Origin of the sequence: uncultured Litoreibacter sp. (genome assembly GCF_947501785.1) — a bacterium.
Taxonomy (GTDB): domain Bacteria; phylum Pseudomonadota; class Alphaproteobacteria; order Rhodobacterales; family Rhodobacteraceae; genus Litoreibacter.
The window spans coordinates 488,050-509,291 of record NZ_CANMXB010000001.1; the positions used below are offsets into that span (position 1 = coordinate 488,050).

The 21,242-nt window shown below is 60.4% G+C and carries 20 protein-coding genes; 6 read left to right on the forward strand and 14 right to left on the reverse strand.

Going from position 1 to position 21,242, the window contains the following annotated elements:
• Positions 1-127: 127 nt before the first annotated feature.
• The 4 genes from Q0899_RS02480 to gap (Q0899_RS02495) all read right to left on the reverse strand — a co-directional run bounded on the left by Q0899_RS02480 (position 128) and on the right by gap (Q0899_RS02495) (position 4,187).
• Positions 128-1,021, reverse strand: coding sequence for a fructose bisphosphate aldolase (locus Q0899_RS02480; RefSeq protein WP_298292033.1), 894 nt, complete (start codon positions 1,019-1,021; stop codon positions 128-130).
• 90 nt (positions 1,022-1,111) lie between these two features.
• A complete protein-coding gene (locus Q0899_RS02485; protein WP_298358444.1) occupies positions 1,112-1,885 on the reverse strand; it encodes an SDR family oxidoreductase in 774 nt (257 codons plus the stop codon).
• Positions 1,886-1,897: 12 nt separating this feature from the next.
• Positions 1,898-3,076 carry a phosphoglycerate kinase gene (locus tag Q0899_RS02490; protein ID WP_298358441.1) on the reverse strand — a complete coding sequence of 393 codons (1,179 nt, stop codon included), beginning with the start codon at positions 3,074-3,076 and terminating at the stop codon, positions 1,898-1,900.
• Positions 3,077-3,182: 106 nt separating this feature from the next.
• On the reverse strand, positions 3,183-4,187 hold the full coding sequence (gap, locus tag Q0899_RS02495; protein WP_299191012.1) for a type I glyceraldehyde-3-phosphate dehydrogenase: 1,005 nt from the start codon (positions 4,185-4,187) through the stop codon (positions 3,183-3,185).
• A gap of 535 nt (positions 4,188-4,722) precedes the next feature.
• On the opposite strand from gap (Q0899_RS02495), the gene Q0899_RS02500 reads away from it, so the two are divergent.
• Entirely contained in the window at positions 4,723-5,091 is a 369-nt protein-coding gene (locus Q0899_RS02500) for a 1-deoxy-D-xylulose-5-phosphate synthase (RefSeq protein WP_298292025.1), read from the forward strand.
• A gap of 340 nt (positions 5,092-5,431) precedes the next feature.
• Here the strand turns inward: Q0899_RS02500 and Q0899_RS02505 are convergent, their stop codons facing one another.
• The 4 genes from Q0899_RS02505 to Q0899_RS02520 all read right to left on the reverse strand — a co-directional run bounded on the left by Q0899_RS02505 (position 5,432) and on the right by Q0899_RS02520 (position 7,709).
• Entirely contained in the window at positions 5,432-5,575 is a 144-nt protein-coding gene (locus tag Q0899_RS02505) for a hypothetical protein (protein WP_298358434.1), read from the reverse strand.
• 18 nt (positions 5,576-5,593) lie between these two features.
• A complete protein-coding gene (gene gap / locus Q0899_RS02510; protein WP_299191013.1) occupies positions 5,594-6,592 on the reverse strand; it encodes a type I glyceraldehyde-3-phosphate dehydrogenase in 999 nt (332 codons plus the stop codon).
• A 268-nt stretch (positions 6,593-6,860) separates the two neighbouring features.
• Positions 6,861-7,244 (reverse strand): cell division protein ZapA, encoded by a 384-nt coding sequence (locus tag Q0899_RS02515; RefSeq protein ID WP_299191014.1) that lies wholly within the window; start codon positions 7,242-7,244, stop codon positions 6,861-6,863.
• A gap of 3 nt (positions 7,245-7,247) precedes the next feature.
• Positions 7,248-7,709: a hypothetical protein gene (locus Q0899_RS02520; protein ID WP_298292017.1), complete on the reverse strand. Its 462-nt coding sequence runs from the start codon at positions 7,707-7,709 to the stop codon at positions 7,248-7,250.
• Positions 7,710-7,922: 213 nt separating this feature from the next.
• Between Q0899_RS02520 and tkt the strand changes: the two genes are divergently transcribed.
• Positions 7,923-9,941, forward strand: a complete 2,019-nt coding sequence (gene tkt / locus Q0899_RS02525) for a transketolase (RefSeq protein ID WP_298292015.1) — start codon at positions 7,923-7,925, stop codon at positions 9,939-9,941.
• A gap of 112 nt (positions 9,942-10,053) precedes the next feature.
• Here the strand turns inward: tkt and grxD are convergent, their stop codons facing one another.
• From grxD to Q0899_RS02545, 4 genes are all read right to left on the reverse strand, one after another.
• Positions 10,054-10,416 carry a Grx4 family monothiol glutaredoxin gene (grxD, locus tag Q0899_RS02530; RefSeq protein WP_298292013.1) on the reverse strand — a complete coding sequence of 121 codons (363 nt, stop codon included), beginning with the start codon at positions 10,414-10,416 and terminating at the stop codon, positions 10,054-10,056.
• A gap of 5 nt (positions 10,417-10,421) precedes the next feature.
• A complete protein-coding gene (locus Q0899_RS02535; protein ID WP_298358413.1) occupies positions 10,422-10,652 on the reverse strand; it encodes a BolA/IbaG family iron-sulfur metabolism protein in 231 nt (76 codons plus the stop codon).
• Positions 10,653-10,710: 58 nt separating this feature from the next.
• Positions 10,711-12,867, reverse strand: coding sequence for a phosphoribosylformylglycinamidine synthase subunit PurL (purL, locus tag Q0899_RS02540; protein WP_299191015.1), 2,157 nt, complete (start codon positions 12,865-12,867; stop codon positions 10,711-10,713).
• Between the two features lie 277 nt (positions 12,868-13,144).
• Entirely contained in the window at positions 13,145-14,041 is an 897-nt protein-coding gene (locus Q0899_RS02545; protein ID WP_298292004.1) for a LysR family transcriptional regulator, read from the reverse strand.
• Positions 14,042-14,203: 162 nt separating this feature from the next.
• Here Q0899_RS02545 and Q0899_RS02550 point away from each other — a divergent pair, with 162 nt between their 5' ends.
• Positions 14,204-17,611: an indolepyruvate ferredoxin oxidoreductase family protein gene (locus tag Q0899_RS02550; RefSeq protein WP_299191016.1), complete on the forward strand. Its 3,408-nt coding sequence runs from the start codon at positions 14,204-14,206 to the stop codon at positions 17,609-17,611.
• 5 nt (positions 17,612-17,616) lie between these two features.
• Here the strand turns inward: Q0899_RS02550 and Q0899_RS02555 are convergent, their stop codons facing one another.
• Positions 17,617-17,844 (reverse strand): sulfurtransferase TusA family protein, encoded by a 228-nt coding sequence (locus Q0899_RS02555; protein WP_298360578.1) that lies wholly within the window; start codon positions 17,842-17,844, stop codon positions 17,617-17,619.
• Between the two features lie 84 nt (positions 17,845-17,928).
• Here Q0899_RS02555 and Q0899_RS02560 point away from each other — a divergent pair, with 84 nt between their 5' ends.
• The 3 genes from Q0899_RS02560 to Q0899_RS02570 are packed head-to-tail and all read left to right on the forward strand — an operon-like array spanning position 17,929 to position 21,025.
• The gene (locus tag Q0899_RS02560; protein WP_299191017.1) at positions 17,929-19,188 is read left to right on the forward strand and encodes a hypothetical protein; all 1,260 of its coding nucleotides are present in this window, start codon (positions 17,929-17,931) and stop codon (positions 19,186-19,188) included.
• Between the two features lies 1 nt (position 19,189).
• Complete coding sequence (locus tag Q0899_RS02565) at positions 19,190-20,533, forward strand: cytochrome P450 (RefSeq protein ID WP_299191018.1); 1,344 nt, start codon at positions 19,190-19,192, stop codon at positions 20,531-20,533.
• A 3-nt stretch (positions 20,534-20,536) separates the two neighbouring features.
• Positions 20,537-21,025 (forward strand): hypothetical protein, encoded by a 489-nt coding sequence (locus Q0899_RS02570; protein WP_298291995.1) that lies wholly within the window; start codon positions 20,537-20,539, stop codon positions 21,023-21,025.
• Here the strand turns inward: Q0899_RS02570 and Q0899_RS02575 are convergent.
• Positions 20,996-21,220, reverse strand: coding sequence for a ribbon-helix-helix domain-containing protein (locus Q0899_RS02575; RefSeq protein WP_298291993.1), 225 nt, complete (start codon positions 21,218-21,220; stop codon positions 20,996-20,998). The genes Q0899_RS02570 and Q0899_RS02575 overlap by 30 nt on opposite strands.
• Positions 21,221-21,242 lie beyond the last annotated feature (22 nt).

Consider the following 21,242-nt stretch of genomic DNA (forward strand, 5'->3'; position numbering starts at 1 on the left):
TTTTGCCTCTTGGTGCCGTCTTGTTTGCGGCGGCTTTCCGAGACCATAGGGCAGGTGATTCGCGATGTGAATCCCTTTTGTGCATTTTTATGTAAAAAACGCGCAAAAACAGCAGCGAACGAGTGGGTTACCCGCTGATGGAGGCCCGGTAAATGCTGTCGATGGTGTCCGCCAATTGCGCGCGGAAGGTCGCATCGTCTTGGCTCGCCGATAGCCCTTCGGTCAGCGCGCGCGAGAAGCTCGCCACCACGCCTGCGTTTTTCGCCAGACGCGCATTGGCTTCGGCCCGGTCGTATCCCCCCGATAGGGCCACGACCCGCATCACGCGGTCATGGTCGACCAAAGCTTTGTATTGGTTGGCGGTCTCGGGCAGGGTCAGTTTCAGCATCACGTCTTCGCCCGGCTTCAACGCGTCGAGCTCGGCACCAATGGCATCCAGCAGCATCGCTTCGGCGTCAGCTTTGTTGTCCATCGAAATGGTGATCTCGGGTTCAATGATGGGCACAAGGCCTGCCGCCAAAATCTGCTTACCAATCTCAAACTGCTGCGCCACGTTGGCGGCGATGCCCGACTTGGAGGCCTCCCCAATCACCGAACGCATTTTGGTGCCAAACATCTCTGCGGCAACGGCGCGTTTCAAAAGAGCGTCGAGGCCGTCAATGGGTTTCATCAACTGCACGCCATCTGCGGCATCGGCCAGGCCCTTGTCGACCTTCAGAAACGGCACTACACGGCTGTCTTCCCACAGGTAGGTGCCGGACGGCTTGCCGCCCATCTCGCGATCCATGGTTTTTTCAAACAGGATCGCACCGATGACCTTGTCGCCGGAAAACTCGGGCGCCTCCGCGATGCGCGACCGCATCGCGTGGATCAGGTCGTACATTTCGTCTTCGGACGCGTAAGCGCCTTCGTCAATGCCATATAGCCGCAACGCTTTCGGTGTCGATCCGCCCGATTGATCCAATGCGGCGATGAAACCAGCGCCTTTCAGGATTTGCTCAACTTGGCTTTGGTTCGGCATGATGTGACCCCGGTAAATGACGTTGCCGCTTCTCTAGGGCAGGGGTCAGGGGTATGCAAACATGGTGGCGCTAACATGCGCCATTTTTTGCTATTTTCGGGCGTAGAACTGTTTGGTGGTCCAGGCAATGACGCGGCGTGGCAGGAGCCGGGGCAAAAAGGCAAATATCTTATTTATGATGCCGGGAACCTTGATGTGCTGGCCAGCTTTCAACGCGCGCCACCCGGCAATTGCCACGTCTTCGGCACTTGCCATCATCCCCATATTGGTCAGCCGCACATTCTTCATGTCGGCGCCCTCGAAAAATTCGGTCTTGGTGGCCCCGGGGCAAAGCGCCGAGATCAAAATGCGGGTCCCGCTCAGTTCTTCCGCAACAGCTTCGCTGAGGTGCAGCACATAGGCCTTTGAGGCATGATAGACGGCCATTTTCGGCCCCGGCAGGAAGCCGGCGGTTGAGGCGACATTCATGATCTTGCCGTGGCCTTGTGCGCTCATATATTGCACGGCGCGTTTCATCAGGTCGGTCAGCGCCACCATGTTGACGTTGATGGCGTCAAGTTCGCGCTGCCAGTCATTTTCAGCAAACATCCCATTGGAGCCAAGCCCCGCATTGTTGACCAAAACATCAATATCGCCGGCAGCCGTGGCCGCATCCCACAATTTGGCGGCGGCATCGGGCTTGCTGAGATCCGACACTATGCTCACAGATTTGACGCCAAATTCCTCACTGAGCGCCGCGCCGACCGCGTCCAGCTTGTCCTTGGAGCGCGCGGCGAGGATCAGATCATACCCATCTTTGGCCGCGCATTTGGCCAGCTCCTTGCCGATCCCCTCAGATGCTCCGGTGATCAACGCATAGCCCATAATGTGCTCCTCTTAGCCGTCTAATGCAGCAACTCCCGGCAGGGTCTTGCCCTCCATCCATTCCAGGAAAGCGCCGCCCGCAGTCGAAATATACGTGAAATCGTCGGCGGCACCACTCACGTTTAAGGCAGCCACGGTGTCACCGCCCCCCGCAACCGAGATCAGATTGCCCGCTTTCGTCTGCTCCACAGCCTTCGCGGCGGCGGCGTTGGTTGCTATATCAAAGGGCGGAATTTCAAATGCGCCCAGCGGGCCGTTCCAGATTAGCGTTTGGCATGCGTCAAACACCGCTTCCAAGTTGTCGACGGTTTTAGGTCCTGCGTCGAGGATCATCGCGTCGGCAGGGCAGGCGTCGGCCGCCACGGTCTCGTTCTCGGCCCCCGCTTTGAATTCCCGTGCCACAACAACATCGACAGGCAAGTGAATCGTGCAATTCACTTTGGCCGCTTTCGCAATGATCTCTGACGCCGTGTCGGTCATATCGTGCTCGGCCAGTGATTTGCCCACATCAATGCCCTGAGCGACAAGGAAGGTGTTCGCCATGCCCCCGCCAATCACCAGATGGTCGGTTTTCTCGACAAGGTTGGCCAGCAACTCCAGCTTGGTGGACACTTTCGCGCCGCCTACCACGGCCACAACGGGCCGTTTCGGAGCGCCCAATGCGCTTTCCAAGGCGCTGAGTTCCGCTTGCATTAGCCGCCCCGCGCAAGACGGCAGCAGCCGCGCAATCGCCTCGGTCGAGGCATGGGCGCGGTGCGCGGCTGAAAACGCATCATTGACATAGATGTCCCCCAGCGACGCTAACCGCTCTGCGAAGGCACCATCATTCTTCTCTTCACCGGGATTGAACCGCAGGTTTTCCAGCAATGCGATGCTGCCGTGTTCCAGATCACGCAGCCGCGCGCCGTAATTGCCATCAATGAAATGTACATTGCGGGCCAGACATTTCTCGACTGCTGGCACAATTTGCTCCAACGACATCTCCGGTATCACCTGGCCCTTGGGCCGTCCGAAATGCGCCATCAGCACCGCCTTGCCGCCGCGATCCAAAACCTCGTGCACTGTGGGCACAATCCGCCTGATGCGCGTGTCGTCGGTGACTTGGCCGTCTTCGACAGGCACGTTGATGTCCACACGGATCAGCACCGTTTTGCCGTCCAGATCAATATCGTCGAGCGTTTTCCAAGCCATGTCGTGGGATTTCCTCAGGTAATCAGTTGGTTAACGAAAATCAGCAACCCCTTGAGGTTGCTGATTAATCTTACATGGCGCGCAAGCGCGCGGAAAGGGGGCCTGCCTAGATCAGCTTGCCCATCGCAACAGCCGTATCGGCCATTCGGTTGGAGAAGCCCCACTCGTTGTCATACCAGCTCAGCACCCGCACCATATTGCCGTCCAGGACTTTGGTCTGCTCAGACGCGTATGCGGACGACGCCGGGTCGTGGTTGAAATCGGATGAAACCAAAGGCTTATCCGAATAAGCCAGAATACCCTTCAAGGGCCCGCTCTCGGCGGCGGCCTTCATCAGCGCGTTGATCTCTTCTTCCGTGGTGTCGCGCGACGCCTCAAAGGTCAGGTCCACGCAGCTGACATTCGGTGTGGGCACGCGGATCGCTACGCCGTCCAGCTTGCCGTCCAGCTCTGGCATCACCAGCCCGACGGCTTTGGCGGCGCCAGTGGAGGTCGGGATCATCGACAGGGCCGCTGCGCGCGCGCGGTAGAGGTCTTTGTGCATGGTGTCCAAAGTTGGCTGGTCGCCGGTGTAGCTGTGCACGGTGGTCATGAAGCCTTTGTTGATGCCCAACCCGTCATTCAGGACCTTGGCGATCGGAGCCAGACAGTTCGTTGTGCAAGACGCGTTCGAAACAATCAGATCATCCGCGGTCAATGTGTCGTCATTCACACCGTAAACAATTGTTTTATCAGCATTTTTTCCCGGCGCAGAGATCAGGACGCGCCTGGAGCCGTTTTCGAGATGGGCTTGGCAAGCCTCTTTGGAGGTGAAGACGCCGGTGCATTCGAGAACCACGTCCACATCTGCCCAGGGCAGATCGGCGGGGTTGCGTTCGGCGGTCACTTTCATCGGGCCGCGGCCCACGTCGATCGTGTCGCCTTTCACCACAACCTCTTGCGGGAAACGCCCATGCACGGTGTCATATTGCAGCAGGTGAGCATTGGTCTCGACCGGGCCTAAGTCGTTGATTGCAATGACATCTATGTCAGTGCGGCCGGACTCGATGATGGCGCGCAGGACGTTGCGGCCAATGCGGCCAAACCCGTTGATGGCGACTTTTACGGACATGGGGAGGCTCCTTAAAAAAGTATCAGACTTGGTTTCTTGAACGCTTGTTACCGCTAACGGATTCATTTGACCACCGGGTTCTGATCACAGATTGTCATTCACCATTTGGCAAGCATTTGCGGCGCGCATGGTGGCTGATTGGAGTTTTGGGACAATTTGGGACAAAACGTTCAGCGCGATTTCCCAAATTGTCCCAAAAATCTCTGGAAAGGATTTGGTAACCGATTGGCCGACCGCCACCATGTCACAGGTTAACGCAAGATGAACAGGCGAGTGCTTTAGTCCAGCTTGGCGGCTATCGGTTTCAGGCGGCGCATATCGGTGCCGCAGCACCCGCCGAAAACCGTTATGGCCGGGTTCGCCCGGATAAGATCCGCGATTTGTTGTCCAAGCTCCTCAGTGGGTGCGCTGGTCGTCGCGGGACCGGAGGCGGGCTTGTCGAGTGGAGATGTTTGAAAGCCGACTTTGCGGACTTTGCTGACATTGGGCGATTTATGCTAGCACGGATGAAGTTACTCAATTTGGGAACACCTCGATGGAGCAGGAAGAGAATTGGAATGAGCGGCTCAATCGCGAAATGCCACTCCCGAAGGAATTTAAGTTGGCTCGATCAAGAATAATGTACATTGAGTTTAAGGGGGATGATGGACTAGAAGGCGCAGCCAGAATTGGGAGGCTCTACCTCTCCAAATCCGGGAAAACTCTTTACTACAAAGGTTGGCGCTTCCAGAGTTTGAAAGGGCTTGGGTTCAAATCCAACTACATCAATCTAGAAAGTGGTGACTATTTCTGGATATCGGGACCACGCAAAGACCAAAATGATCGGCTTTACGGGGGCAACAAAGATGTTGTCGTTGATGAAGACGTAAGAGCCGAATATGAGAAAATGATAGCCAAAGTTTAGCACTGAGGACGAAGCTGCTGTTTGGTGAGGGCATTGCCGGACCGCGGGATGGCGACCCAACAGCCATTCGGCAGCACTTTATGGCAGCAAGGTCATCTTCCACACATTCGACGCGCCAAGATCAACAAAATCGCCAGCCCTGTCAGGCGGTCTGGCGATGCCCGGGGCCTGACGGCCTGTTAACCGGGCTGGTGCAAAGAACTCAAGCCGGCAGGCAAGGGCTCAGAGTAGACGTTTATTCGTGTCACCGTGAGGCTCGGCTTTTGGCGGGGTCGCGCTGCGGTCGTCGGGGTTCCCGCTTTCGCGGGAATGACAGGCGAGGCAGTAGTGGCTGTTGAGGTCAGCGCCAGAACGCCAGGTATTCAATCAGTTCGCTCAGTTTGCGGCCGAGGAAGACGTGCAGGTCCCAGCCGAAGACGAACTGGTCCAGCGCAAATATCGAGAGGATGAGGAGGCCCAGAGCAATAGCGATCTTATTGGTCATGGGCCCTCGGTGTTCAGGTCAGAGGCGTCCCATCGCGGCGGCCACGTCGGCCATGCGGCAGGAGAAGCCCCACTCGTTGTCATACCAAGCCAATACCCGAACGGTACGCCCGCCGACAACCTTCGTCTGATCAGGCGCAAAAATGGATGAATAATTCGTGTGGTTGAAGTCGATTGAGACTTTCGGCTCGGGGTCGTAGCTGAGCACCGCGCCCATGTGACCGGCAGCGGCCTCGGCGACGATGGAGTTGATGTCTTCGACTGTGACGTCCTTGCCGGCCTCAAAAGTCAGATCCACAGCGGACACGTTCGGGGTAGGGACCCGCATCGCGGTGCCGTCCAGCTTGCCGGACAGTTCCGGCAGCACCTCGCCCAACGCTTTCGCGGCCCCGGTGGAGGTCGGGATCATCGCCATGGCGGCAGCGCGGGCGCGGTAGAGGTCGTCATGGCGGCGGTCCAGCGTCGGCTGGTCGCCGGTGTAGCTGTGAATGGTGGTCATGATGCCGCGCTCAATGCCGATTGCGTCGTTGAGCACCTTGGCCAGCGGGGCCAGGCAGTTGGTCGTGCAGGACCCGTTGGAGACCACGCCATGTTCGGGCAGCAGGTCACGATGGTTCACACCATAGACGATGGTTTTGTCGACGTTTTTGCCGGGCGCCGAGATCAGCACGCGTTTCGCGCCGCGCTCCAGATGCACGCCGGCCTTTTCTTTGGAGTTGAACTTGCCAGTGCATTCCATGACGACGTCGATGCCGGACCAGTCGAGCTCGTCGGGGTTGTAGGTCGAAAACACCTTCATCGGACCGCGGCCCAGATCCATGGTGTCGCCCTCAACCCGGACCTCGCCGGGGAAGCGGCCATGCACGCTGTCGTATTTCAGAAGATGCGCGTTTGTCTCGATCGGGCCCGTGGCGTTGATCGCCACCACCTGCACATCATTGCGCGCGCTTTGCGCGATATGAGCCAGAGTACAGCGGCCAATGCGGCCAAACCCGTTGATTGCGACTGTGGTCGTCATGGACCCGTTCTCCTCTAACCCTACATGGGTCCATATACAGATGTATGGCGCGGCGGAGAACCCGGGATTTTCGTTTTACGACAGACTGTTAGCGTTAACATGCCTAAATGGGTGGCAATCTGAAAACACAATATCTTGTGTTAGCGATAACTGTTTCGGAGTGCCGTGTGCCAAGCCGATGCCCGCGCACTGAGTCGCGCCGCGACCTGCGCGGCGGCGTTGTCTTCACATGACGCTGGGTGTCTTGCCTCAGAAAGGCCCCGCCGGGTCAGCCGGCCTTGGCTTCGATACTGTCCGCCAGAGCCTCGGCGCGGGCCGCTATCTCGGCCATGCTGTCCGAAATTTGAGGGGGGATCACCGCGACCTCCACCTTGTTGGGCGGGGACGATTTCAGGGTGGTCAGTTCCTTCGTCTGGGCCTCGATACGCGCCTCTGCCGCGCGCAGCTCTTCTTCGAGCCCGGCGGTTTTGTCGGCGAGCATCAGCCCGGCCATCAACAGCATCCGCGTCTCGGGCATGCGCCCGATCTGCTCGGCCAGCACGCTGGCTTCGTTGTCGAGCAGCTTGGCGGCGGATTGCAGGAAATGTTCCTCGCCGGTTTGGCAGGCCACCTGGAAGGTGCGGCCGCCAATGTCGATATTCACTTCTGGCATGGGTTAGCCCTCCTTCACGATTGGGGCCAGCTCGGCCATGATGTCGTCCAGCTCCGCCAGATCATTGGCGCGGGCGGCTTTGAGATGTTCCAGTTCGGCCGCTAGGCCAGCATCCGCCGCGCCGCTGTCGCCGTTGCGCAGGGCGGCGTTGTTCTCGCTCATTGCGGCGATCACGGCGTTGAGGCGCTTGTTCTCCGCCTCGGCGTCTTCCAGCCGGTCGGTCATCCGCAAAACGCGGGTTTCCAGGCGTTCGATCCGGGCGACGTTCTTCTCGCTGGTGGCGACAAGGCGCGCGTTGGTCGTGCGCTCTATTTCGAGCTCTTCCACCAGATCGGCATCCGGTTCCGCCGGAGCCGGGGCGGGGGCTGGTGCGGCGGCGGACTGCGCCGGGGTGTTCTCAATTGACCACGCGATGCGGTCAAGCGCCGCCGTGATGCGGTTTTCAAGCTCTGGTATGTCTGACATGGCTGCCCCCTAATCTTCCAATTCAAGCCCCTGTTCGGGCGGATCGAATCGCAAACTCCACCCGTCAGACGCTTATTTGCGCCAAGCCTACGGAATTTGTGGCCGATTTCAAAGGCCTTGGGCGGGGACGTGCCTGTAACGCTTGAACTCCGCCGCTGTGCTGCTATCACCGCTTGCAACCAAACAACACGCGCCTAATGGGGGACCCTCGACGTGGATATTGCCAGCCTTCGCGAAAATCATCCGGAACATTGGAACAAGGCCTGCGCGATCCGCGTGCTGACGCTGGATGCGGTTGCCGCCGCCAATTCAGGGCATTCGGGCATGCCGATGGGCATGGCGGACGTGGCCACCGTGCTGTTTGAGAAGCATCTGAAATTTGACGCCGCCGCGCCGAACTGGCCCGATCGCGACCGGTTCATCCTGTCGGCGGGGCACGGGTCGATGCTGCTCTATTCGCTGCTGCACCTGACGGGCTACGCGGATATGACCATCGAGCAGGTGAAGAACTTCCGCCAGCTGGGCGCGATTACGGCGGGCCACCCTGAGTTTGGCCACGCGACGGGCATCGAGACCACCACCGGCCCGCTGGGGCAGGGGATTGCCAACTCGGTCGGCTTCGCGCTTGCCGAAGAGGTGCAGCGCGCGAGTTTCGGCAAGAAGATGGTGGACCACTACACCTACTGCATCGCCGGCGACGGCTGCCTGATGGAGGGCGTCAGCCAGGAAGCCATTGGGCTGGCGGGCAAGCATGAGCTGGGCAAGCTGATCGTGCTGTGGGACAACAACAACATCACCATCGACGGCACCGTCGAGCTGTCGGACCGCACCGACCAGGTGCAGCGCTTCAAGGCGTCGGGCTGGCATGTGCAGGAAATCGACGGCCACGACCCCGACGCGATTGATGCGGCCCTTGAGAAAGCGAAGAAGACCAAGAAGCCGTCGATGATTGCGTGCAAAACGCATATCGCGCTGGGGTCTTCGGCGCAGGACACGTCCAAAGGCCACGGCGCTTTGACGGCCGATGACCTGATCGCGGACACCCGCAAGGTTTACGGGTGGGAGCACGGGCCTTTTGTGATCCCCGCCGACATCAAGTCGGCTTGGGAGGCCATCGGCGCACGTGGCGCGGCTGATCGTGACGCATGGGAGGCCCGCCTGGAAGCCATGCCCGCAGGCAAGCAAGCGCGGTTTGCGCGCCAGCAAGCAGGCGCCGCGCCGCGCAAGCTGTCGGCCACCATCAAGGCCCTGAAAAAGCAGATCAGCGAAAGCGCCCCGAAAGTGGCGACCCGCAAAGCGTCGGAAATGGCCTTGGAGGTCATCAACCCGATCATGCCCGAAACCTTCGGCGGCTCGGCCGACCTGACGGGGTCCAACAACACGCTGACCTCGGATATGGGGGTGTTTGACCCGTCCAACCGCAAGGGCCGCTACATGTATTACGGCGTGCGGGAGCACGGCATGGCCGCCGCAATGAACGGCATGGCTTTGCATGGCGGATCAAAGCCTTACGGCGGGACGTTCATGTGTTTCACGGACTATGCACGTGGGTCCATGCGCCTGTCGGCGCTGATGGGCATCCCTGTCACTTACGTCATGACACACGATTCAATTGGTCTGGGCGAAGACGGCCCAACGCACCAGCCGGTGGAGCATTTGGCGATGCTGCGCGCGACGCCGAATATGAATGTGTTCCGCCCGGCGGATGCGGTAGAGACGGCCGAGGCCTGGGAGGTCGCGCTGACCTCGCCCAAGACGCCATCCGTTCTGGCGCTGTCGCGGCAGGGGTTGCCAACGGTGCGCACCACGCACACCACCCGCAACGAGGCCTCCAAAGGGGCTTATGTGCTGGCTGAGGCCGAGAACAAGCGCCAAGCCATCTTGATGGCGACCGGGTCGGAAGTGTCCATCGCGATGGAGGCAAAGGCGCTTCTGGAAGCGGATGGGATCGGGACGCGAGTCGTGTCCATGCCCTGCTGGGAGCTGTTTGAGGCGCAGGACGAGACATACCGCCGCAAGGTGCTGCCGGCGGGCCCTGTGCGCGTGGCCATCGAGGCGGGGGTGCAATTTGGCTGGGACAAATGGCTGACCGGCGAACGCGGCAACCGCAACAAGGCGGGCTTTGTCGGCATGGAAGGCTTCGGCGCGTCGGCCCCGGCGGGCGAGCTGTACGAGCATTTCGGGATCACGGCGAAAGAGACCGCTGCAAAGGTGCGTGAGCTTCTGTCTTAGGCCGGGCGGCAGGTAAACGCGAAAAGGCGCACTCGTCAGAGTGCGCCTTTTCGCGTCACAGATACTCGAGGAGTATCTGGATCCAGAGTTTCATCGAAACTCTGGCGCCGGTTTAGCTGTTGTGCTCCCGAATGGTATTGGCAGCGTCTTTGTCAAAGGCCACGCCGTTTTCTTCCAGCAAAGTGTCCAGCTCGCCCGACAGGGTCATCTCGGTGATGATGTCGCAGCCGCCCACAAATTCGCCTTTGACGTAAAGCTGCGGGATGGTCGGCCAGTCGGAGAATTCCTTGATCCCCTGCCGGATGCCGTCATCGGCCAGCACGTTCACGTCCTTATAGGCCACGCCCATGTAGTTCAGCACGCCCGCCACCTTGGACGAGAAGCCGCATTGCGGCATCTGCGAGGTGCCTTTCATGAACAGCACCACGTCGTTGCCGCTGACGGTGTCTTGGATTTGGGTTTGTGCGTCGGTCATTTGACTTACTCCGGTACTTTGGTTGTCAGGCCCAGCGCGTGAATTTCGCCGCTGTCCACCTTGTCTTTGATCGCCGCCATGACCGAACGCTGTTGCTGCACCCGGTTCTTGCCGCGGAAGCTTTCGTCGATGACCATGCCTTGGAAATGCACGCCGTCCGCGCCTTCGATGGTGATCGTGGCGTCAGGGAAGCTGGCGCGGATCAGGTCTTCTACGTCTTTTGCGGTGATGGCCATTCTTGTCGTCCTTCTTTGCCCTTAACCTAGGAACCCGCCAGCAGGGTGACAACCCGTCTTAGCCAACCGCCTTTGCGAATGCGCTATGGAATGTCCCGCTCAGGCCTTGCAGCGGCGCGGAGGCCTCGCCGAATGTGACGCTATCGCCGCCAAACGTGCCGATCTCGTGCAACTGCGCGACACCGTCAGCGGCCTGAAGCAGGGCTTTGGCATTGGTAGGCGCGCAGGCGATGAGGTAACGGGCCTGATCCTCGCCAAACAGCACTGCCGTGTCCGAGGTGTTCAGTGCAACGCCGACGCCCGCGGCATCCGCCAATTCAAACGCGGCGAGGGCGAGGCCGCCATCGGCGATATCGGTGCAGACATCAATCAGCGCGTGGTTGTTGCGGACAAAGTCGCCGTTCCATTTCTCGGCGTCCAGATCCACGGCGGGGGCGTCGCCGTCCTCGCGGTCAAATGCTTCGCACAGCAAGGCCGACTGGCCCAGATGCGCGCCGTCATCGCCCAATAGCAGGGCGACGTAGCCGTCCTGCACCTTGCCGCCAATGATCCGGTCCACATGGTCGATCAGCCCAACTGCGCCGATGGTGGGGGTCGGCAGGATGCCGGTGCCGTCGGTTTCATTGTAGAGCGACACGTTGCCGGACACGATGGGCATGTCCAAAGCGGCCACGGCCTCCCCGATGCCTTTGATGGCGCCCACGAACTGCCCCATGATTTCGGGCTTCTCGGGGTTGCCGAAATTCATGTTGTCGGTTGTGGCCAAGGGTGTGGCCCCGCAGGCGGTCAGGTTGCGGTAGGCCTCGGCCACGGCCTGTTTGCCGCCCTCAAACGGGTTGGCCTTCACGTAGCGCGGGGTCACATCCGAGGTGAAGGCAAGCGCCTTGTCGGTGCCGTGCACCCGCACAATGCCCGAGCCCGCGCCGGGGTTTCTGATCGTGTCGGCCATGACCTGGCTGTCATATTGCTCCCACACCCAGTGCTTGCGCGCATAGTTGGGGGAGGAGATCAGGGCGCTCAGACCCTCAATCGGGTCAATCTCGAGCTTGTCTTTGAAGGGCGCGGCTTTGGGCGTTTCCACCCAGGGGCGGTCATATTCGGGCGCGGTCGAGGACAATTTGGAGAGCGGCAGGTCGGCTTTGACCTCGCCGTTATGCAGGATCAGGAAGCGGTCTTCCTCGATGGTTTCGCCTACGATGGCGAAGTCGAGATCCCATTTGACAAAGACGGCACGTGCCTCGGCCTCAAGCTCGGGGTTGAGGACCATCAGCATGCGTTCCTGAGACTCAGAAAGCATCATCTCGTAGGCGGTCATGTTCTCTTCGCGCTGCGGCACGTCTTCGAGGTTCAGCTTGACGCCAAGCCCGCCCTTGTCGCCCATTTCCACGGCGGAGCAGGTCAGGCCCGCGGCCCCCATATCCTGGATGGAGATCACCGCGCCGGTCTGCATCAGTTCCAGCGTTGCCTCCATCAGGCGCTTTTCGGTGAAGGGGTCGCCGACCTGCACGGTGGGGCGTTTTTCCTCGATTGTGTCGTCAAATTCGGCCGAGGCCATGGTAGCGCCGCCAACCCCGTCACGGCCGGTCTTGGCGCCCAGATAAACCACCGGCATGCCGATGCCCGATGCGGCGGAGTAGAAGATCTTGTCCGTGTCCGCGATGCCAGCCGCGAAGGCGTTGACCAGGCAGTTGCCGTTATAGGCGGGGTGGAACCGCACCTCGCCGCCCACGGTCGGCACGCCGAAGCAGTTGCCGTAGCCGCCGACGCCGGCGACGACGCCTGACACCAGTTGGCGGGTTTTGGGATGGCCGGGTTCGCCGAAGGACAGGGAGTTCATAGCCGCAATAGGCCGCGCGCCCATGGTGAAGACGTCGCGCAGGATGCCGCCCACGCCGGTGGCCGCGCCTTGGTAGGGCTCGATGTAGGAAGGGTGGTTGTGGCTTTCCATTTTGAAGACCACGGCCTGGCCGTCGCCAATATCGACGATGCCCGCGTTTTCGCCGGGTCCGCAGATGACCTGTGGGCCCTCGGTCGGCAAGGTGCGCAACCATTTTTTCGATGATTTGTAGGAACAGTGCTCGTTCCACATGGCGGAAAAAATGCCAAGCTCGGTGAAGGTGGGCTCGCGGCCGATAATCTCCAGCAGGCGCTGATATTCGTCGGCGCTGAGCCCATGCGATGCGATTAAGTCTTCCGTGATAGCAGGGTCCTGCATGTGACCTGTTCCCCCAAGGTGTCTTGCCCGTATTCGATCTTGCCCGCTTCTTATGCCAGCAAGGCTTGAGGGGGAAGGGGATTTAGCGCGGTTGGAGCTGCCCAAAAAAAAGGCCGAGCAAAAAGCTCGGCCGAAGTCCAACAGGGAGGTGAAGGAAGCAATTGCTGCCTTCACGAGTTGAAATATGATCGCGCCCTAAGCGGTTCAAGTATTTTTGCCCAATAATGGGTCATACCCGATATGCGGTCAGTGCATGGCTGTCTGATTTTTTAGCAATTTAAAGGGCTTGTGCCTTTTTTCGCTGCAGGTTGATTTCGCTCACCACGAAGTCCCTAAAGGCCGATATGCGTTTCGAGTGGCGCAATTCCTCGGGATAGGCCAGGAAAACAGGCACCTCGTTCGACTCGACCTCAGGCAGGACACGCACCAGGCGGGTGTCATCAATGGACACATAATCCGGCAAAACGCCGATCCCCAGACCATGATGCACGGCCTGCAAACAGCCAAAGTAGTTATTCACGGTCAGCAGGTTGGGCAGGTCGTAGCTGAGAAGCTCGCGCACCAATGTTGCCCCCGCGCTGACCTGTTCGGATTTGGTGTTCTGGCAAATCAGGCGGTGGTCGCGCAGATCCTCGACATCTTCGGGCGTGCCGCGCTTTTCCAGATAATCGGGGTTGGCGAAAAGCTGCATGCGGACCGACATCAGTTTCTTGCGCACCAAATCGGCCTGAGACGGCTCCTTCATGCGGATTGCCACGTCGGCTTCCCGCATTGGCAGGTCCAGCACGCGTTCGTCCAGCATCAGGTCAATATTGAGCTCTGGATATTCGTCATAGAGCTTGGACAGGCGCGGGGCGAGCCAGAGGGAGCCAAAACCGATGGTTGTGGTGACGCGCAGCTCGCCGAAAACTTCCTCCTCGCTGTCGCGAATACGGGCGGACGCGGCATCGAGACGCTTGGTCATGGACCGCGTCGCATCAAACAGCAATTCGCCCTGTTCGGTCAGAATCAGCCCCCGCGCATGGCGGTGAAATAGAATCGTGTTAAGCGATTCCTCCAGCGCCCTGATCTGGCGGGAGACGGCGGATTGAGACAAATGCAGCGTCTCGCCGGCATGGGTCAGCGACCCCGCATCCGCCACTGCGTGAAATATTCTAAGCTTATCCCAATCCATAACGCTTCTTCTGTTTCAATCGTTACCGCTATCTCATTGCTAATCTTAATGCGCCGCAGTGCGGCAAGAAAACAAGTTAAATTCGCAAAGAAATGACTTGATAGGTCAATAATTGTGACCCAATATCCGTGCTAAGCTACGGATGCCTCGGGAGGGCTATGAATGGCGTTGCAAGACATCTCGTTGAATGACCGGTTCGATCTGGAGAAATCTCCGGTCCTGTTGAACGGCACACAGGCGCTGGTTCGGCTCGTCCTGATGCAAAAGGCGCGGGACAGGGCGGCGGGGCTGAACACCGCCGGGCTGGTCACGGGGTATCGCGGTTCCCCCCTTGGTGCGGTCGACATGCAGATGACGCGTGCATCCAAGCATTTGCACGCAGCCGATGTGACGTTTCAGCCGGGACTGAACGAAGATTTGGCGGCAACCGCCCTTTGGGGCGCGCAGCAGGCCGAGCTGCGGGGCGAGGGGCGTTATGACGGCGTTTTCGGGCTGTGGTACGGCAAGGGCCCGGGCGTAGACCGCTCCGGCGATGTGATGCGTCATGCCAACATGGCAGGATCATCCCCCCATGGCGGTGTCTTGATGGCGATGGGCGACGACCACACCGGCGAAAGTTCAACCACGCTGCACCAGTCCGACTGGGCGATGGTCGATGCCTACATGCCGATTGTGTCGCCTGCAGGCGTTCAGGAGATATTGGATTACGGCCTTTACGGCTGGGCATTGTCGCGGTTTGCGGGCGTCTGGGTGGGGCTTAAGACCATGAAGGACACGGTGGAGGCGACCTCCGTTGTGGATGGCTCAGCTGGTCGAATGTCGTTTGTGCTGCCGGAATTTGCGCTGCCCGAAGGTGGGCTGAATATCCGGCTGGTCGACACGCCTGTCGAGCAAGAGGCGCGGATGATCGATCATAAGAGGTTCGCCGCAGAAGCCTTTGCAAAGGCTAACAAAATGGACAAGCGCGTATGGGGCAAGCCCGGCGCCAAGATCGGCTTTGTGGCCGCCGGTAAGAACTGGCTTGACCTGGTGCACGCGCTGTCCCTGCTGGGCATTGACGAGGCGGAGGCAGAACGCCTTGGGCTGACGACTTACAAAGTGGGCCAGGTCTGGCCGCTGGATGTCGACACGTTCCATGACTGGGCCGACGGGCTGGACCTGATCATTGTCGTGGAGGAAAAGCGCAAGCTCATTGAGGTGCAGGTCAAGGAAGCCATTTTCGACGACCGCGGCGGCAGGCGCGTCTATGGCTGGCACAAGGGCGACAGTTGGGAAAACGGGCGCCAGCAGGAACTGTTCCCGACGCGCTACGCGCTTGATCCGCTTGATATTGCAGAGAAACTTGGCAACATCCTGATCGAAGAGGGCCGCCGCACCGACCGGATTGAGGCCGGTCTGGCGATGCTGGCCGAGGCCAAACGGTCCGACAACGCGCAAGATATCGCGGCGCGGCTGCCCTATTTCTGCTCGGGCTGCCCGCATAACTCATCGACCAAAGTGCCCGAAGGGTCGCGCGCCTATGCCGGCATTGGCTGCCATTACATGGTGCAATGGATGGACCGCGACACCGTCGGATCGACCCAGATGGGCGGCGAGGGGGCCAACTGGATCGGCGAGGCGCCGTTTTCAACGCGCGACCATGTTTTTCAGAACATCGGGGACGGGACCTACAACCACTCCGGCAACCTGGCCATTCGCGCCGCCGTCGCGGCGGGCACGAACATCACCTACAAAGTGCTCTACAATGACGCCGTTGCCATGACCGGCGGGCAGGGCAACGAGGGCGACCTGGACGCGCCCCAAATCGCCCGAGAGCTGGTGGCGATGGGGGTGGGCGAAGTTGTCGTGGTCTACGATGAGAAAGAGGATGTGGAGCCGTCTGCCTTCCCGTCAGGCATGAAGCTGTACGAACGCGCCGAGCTGCAGTCGGTTCAGGAAAGGTTGAGCAAAACCAAAGGCGTAACGGCCATGGTTTATGTGCAAACCTGCGCGGCTGAGAAACGCCGCCGCCGCAAGCGCGGGCTGTTCCCCGACCCCGACAAGCGGGTCTTTATCAATACGGATGTGTGCGAGGGCTGCGGCGATTGCGGGGTGCAATCGAACTGCGTTTCCATCGTGCCGGTGGAGACAGAGCTGGGCCGCAAACGCGCGATTGACCAGTCGTCCTGCAACAAGGATTTCAGCTGCGTCGGCGGCTTCTGCCCGTCTTTCGTCACCATCGAAGGCGCGCAGATCAAGAAGCGCGAGGCGGTCGAGGTTGAGCTGCCGGACCTGCCGGACCCCACTTTGCCTAAGATTAACGGCACCCATAACGTGGTGATCACCGGTGTCGGCGGCACCGGCGTTGTCACCATTGGCGCGGTGCTGGCTATGGCCGCCCATATCGACGGCAAAGGTGCGGGCATGATGGAAATGGCGGGGCTGGCCCAAAAGGGTGGTGCGGTGCATATCCATTGCCGGTTGGCCAATAAGCCCGAGGATATCTCTGCTATTCGCGTGGCGACGGGAGAGGCGGATGCGCTGATTGGCGGCGATCTGGTGGTCAGCGCGGGCGCAAAAACGCTTGGGCTGATGAAGCCCGGCACCTCGGGCGCGGTTGTGAACGCGCATGAGATCATCACCGGCGATTTCACCCGCGATACCGAATTTTCGATCCCCACCGACCGTTTGCGCCTGTCGCTGGAGGCCAAGCTGCGTGACCGGCTGGATTTCTTCGACGCCTCTGATCTGGCCAAGGCGCTGATGGGGGATTCAATCTTTTCCAACATGATGATCTTCGGCGCCGCGTGGCAGCGCGGCTTGATCCCGCTGTCGGCCGAGGCAATCGCTGAGGCCATCCGCCTGAACGGCGCCGCACCAGACCGCAACTTGCGTGCGTTTGAATTGGGCCGCTGGGCGGTGCTGCACCCTGAGGATGCGGCGAAATACCTCGAAGACACGGTCGTGTCTTTGCCCAAGACGCTGGACGACAAGATCGCCTATCGCGCCGATCATCTGACCGCCTATCAAGGCCCGCGTCTAGCGAAACGTTACCGTAAGGCGCTGGATCGTTTTGACGACCCGCAGCTGAAAGAAGCCGTGGCAAAAGGCTACCATAAGGCATTGGCATATAAGGATGAATACGAGGTCGCCCGCCTGCATCTCGACACCGAAGCCAAGGCGCGTGAAGCGTTTGATGGCGATCTGAAGCTGACCTACAACCTTGCCCCGCCGATCCTGTCGAAAACCGGCGCGAATGGCAGGCCGGTGAAGAAAGAATACGGCGCGTGGATGGGCAAGGCGTTCAAACTGCTGGCGCGGATGAAACGCCTGCGCGGCACGCCGCTTGACCCGTTCGGTTACACGGCTGAGCGCAGGATGGAGCGGGCGTTGATCAAGCAATATGAGGGTGATCTGAAAAAGATCGCTTCTGCCACCAACCGCGACGCGGCAATTGCCCTGGCAGAACTGCCGCTGCAAATCCGAGGTTTCGGCCCCGTCAAGGAAGCCAATGAACGCGCGGCGGCCAAGCGGCGCGAAGAGCTGCTGGCGGCGCTCAGCGCTGAGCCGTCAAAACAGGCGGCTGAATAGGGCCTTTAGCCTTTGCGGATGAGATAGGTTTGCGCGCCGTCCGCCTCGGCCTGATCCAGCAGATCATGACCGGCCTCCGTGCAGAAATGCGGCACATCAATGATGGCGGCAGGGTCATCGGCGACCACTTTCAACACGGCGCCGGATGACATACCGCCAAGCCGCTTGCGCGCCTTCAACACGGGCAGGGGGCAAAGCAGCCCCGTGGCGTCCAATGTGTCGTCAAAGTCCATGCCCATGATTTATGTGCCACAGGGGGCGTTGTCCACGGGTGCATGCTCCTTACTTTTGCCCAACTCAGGCGTTAGGCTCGCCCCATGGCGAGTGAGCAGGCAAAGGTTGAGGTAACGAGGCGGCGGGTGTTCTACATCCCCGGCTACGATCCGATTCATCCCCGCCGGTACCGCGAGCTTTACCGCTCTGAAGGTGCCGCGCAGGCCGAGATCAGCGGCTACCGTCTGAACCTGTCTCCCAAGGCCAAGGGCGCAACTTATGGCTGGCATGTCACAGGCGAGATTGACCACGCGGTGACCAATGCGCAGGTGGATGTGCTGGTCTGGTCCGACATCGTGCGCGACAGCATGGCCACCGACATTCCGCGCACCTATTTGCAGCTGGCCCGCACGGCGTGGACCTATATCGGGTCCGGCGCGTTGCGTCGGCTGATGTTATTGCGCAAGGGGCCTGTGATCGCGGCGCTCTACCCGGTTGGCATGTTGCTGTTGCAACTGGTGCTGGCGCTGGTGGCGTTTCTTGTGGTCTGGGGGCTCGTGGACCGGGTCTTCGGCTTGCTGCCCGCAGCAACACCGGCAGTGGTGCTGACCATCGGGTCATGGATTGGCGCGGCAGCGGGGGCCGTGGCCGGCGTGGCGCTGCTCCGATGGTTCAAGAAGAAGGACGGGAGGTTCTTCGCCTATTACCTGATGCATGACTACGCGTTTTCGGCCCGCTGGGGTGGGGCCAACCCGCCTGCGTTAGAGGAACGCATGGCGGAGTTTGCCGACACGATTGCGACGGCATTGAAGCAAGACACCGACGAGGTTTTGATCGTCGGTCATTCCTCCGGCGCGCATTTGGCGGTGTCGGTGCTGGCCGATTTGATCCGGCAAGGGCGCGTGTCGGATGGGGGGCCTGTTCTGTCATTCCTGTCGCTGGGGCAGGTGGTGCCGATGGTGTCGTTCCTGCCAAAGGCCGACCGGCTGCGCCGCGACCTGCATTTCCTGTCGTCGCGGGACGAGCTGACCTGGATTGACGTCACAGCGCCGGGCGACGGTTGCGCCTTTGCGCTTTGCGATCCCGTGGCGGTCAGCGGTGTGGGCCCTGCGGACAAGAAGTGGCCGCTGGTCTTCTCAGCCGCGTTCACGCAAACGCTCAGCCCGCAGCGCTGGAAAGAGCTTCGCTGGCGCTTTTTCCGCCTGCATTTCCAGTATCTCTGTGCGTTTGATCGACCAAAGGATTACGACTATTTCCAGATTACCGCTGGCCCCATGACGCTGGCGGACCGGTACCAGGATCGGCCGCCGTCGCGGTCGCGCATAGACATTGCCGTGTCGCGGCACACGTCGATGGCGGCCTAACATGTTGCCGCCCAAGCCGCCCGCGCGGCCCGACAAGGTCTCTTTTCTGCGCTACCTGCGCCTGTTTCGCCAAGACATTCTGTCGGCGCAGCCCGCCAAGCTGTACCGCGCGTGGATGGCGGAATTCAAAACGCCATTCTTCCGCAGCTACCTGATCAACCAGCCCGAGTTGGTGCGCGAGGTGCTGAATGCGCGGCCCGACGATTTCCCCAAATCCGACCGGATCAACGAGGGGCTGCGCCCGCTCCTGGGCAACTCGGTGTTTGTGACCAATGGCGAGACCTGGAAGCGGCAACGCCGCATCATTGACCCCGCCTTTGAAGGCGGGCGGCTGCGTGACACGTTTCCGGCCATGTGGGCGGCGGGGCAGGCCGCCGTGGCGCGGCTGGACGAGGGCGAAACCGAAATTGAGCAGGAAACCAGCTTTGCCGCCGCCGACGTGATCTTTCGCACCCTGTTTTCGATCCCCATCGAGGACGAGGTTGCCAGCCGCGTGTTCACCCAGTTCCGCGACTACCAACGCAGCCAGCCGATTTTGAACATCGCCGCCATGGTGCCGCTGCCGCGTTGGGTGCCGCGCCTGTTCAGCCGCCAGACCAAGGACACCGCCAAGGCGATCCGGGCGCTGATCACTCAGTTGACGGCCGCGCGGATGGCGGCGATCAAGGCAGGCACCGCGCCGGACGATCTGGCCACCAAGATCATGACGACCAAGGACCCTGAGACGGGGCAGACCTTCAGCACCGATGAGATGGTCGATCAGGTCGCGATCTTCTTTTTGGCGGGGCATGAGACCAGCGCCTCCGCGCTTGCATGGACGCTATATTTGCTGGCGATGCACCCTGACTGGCAGGACCGGCTGGCTGACGAGGCAAAGGCGTTGGAGCAGGGGCCGGACGTCGCCGTGATGTCGAAGCTGCGCCTCAGCCGAGATGTGTTTCGTGAAGGGCTGCGGCTGTACCCGCCCGTGCCGATGATGGTGCGAGAGGCCAGCTGCCCCGAAAACTTCCGCGACCGCGACATCAAAAAGGGCGCGCAAATCGTTGTTTCGCCGTGGCATTTGCACCGGCAGGAGCGACTATGGGACAACCCCGACGGGTTCGACCCCACCCGCTGGGGCACCGAGAACGGCAAGACCTGTCAGCGCGACGCCTACATCCCGTTTTCGTCCGGCGCGCGGGTGTGCCCGGGGGCGGGGTTTGCAATGTTTGAGGGGCCGCTGATCCTGTCCATGCTGCTGCGCGCCTACCGGTTTGATCTGGTCGAGGGCAAGGTACCGGTCCCCGTGGCGCATTTGACGGTGCGCGCCAAGGATGGCATCTGGTTGAGGGTCAGCAAGCGATAACCCATGCCGAATTTTTCTCAGACATACACGGTTCATCACCGGCCGCCTTGGGGCGTTATCGCGATCCTGCTGACGATTGGCGTGGTGTTTGTAGGGTTTGGCAACGCGGACCGGCTGTTCTGGAACTGGACCTCGCATGGCGCCAAGCTGCCCGGTCTGGTGGTCGATGTGCGGTCCTACCGGCTGCCCGACAACACCTATCCGACCTACGTTCCCAAGATCGCGTTTCGCGACCCGGACGGCAAAATCCGCGTGATGGAGACGAAGCGCGGCTCGGTACATTACGATTTTGAGAGGGAGCAACCTGTCCGCGTGTTGTGGCGAGAGAACAGCGAGACGATTGCCATCGACCTGCCGTTTCAGCGTAAGTTGGGCACGTCAATTGTGATGTGGGTGTTCACCGCTGTCGGCGCTGCGTCCTGGCTGGGCGGCATCTGGTTGATCATGCGCCGCATCCATCTGTCAGCCGTCAGGATGCGTGAGCTGCCTTAGAATGTAGAGCCGGATGGCTGAAGCGAGGCCGATATCCCCGCCACGACCAGAGTCAATCTCGGATGCGAGGTCGTTGATCGGACGGGATTGATTGGCCGCCAGTTTGCGGAATTCTTCCCAAAACGGATCTTCGAGGGAAACGCTCGTGCGGTGCCCCTTCAACGTCAGTGATCTTTTCTTCGGTCGCTTGGTCATATGACTGTTAAGTTCCTAAAAT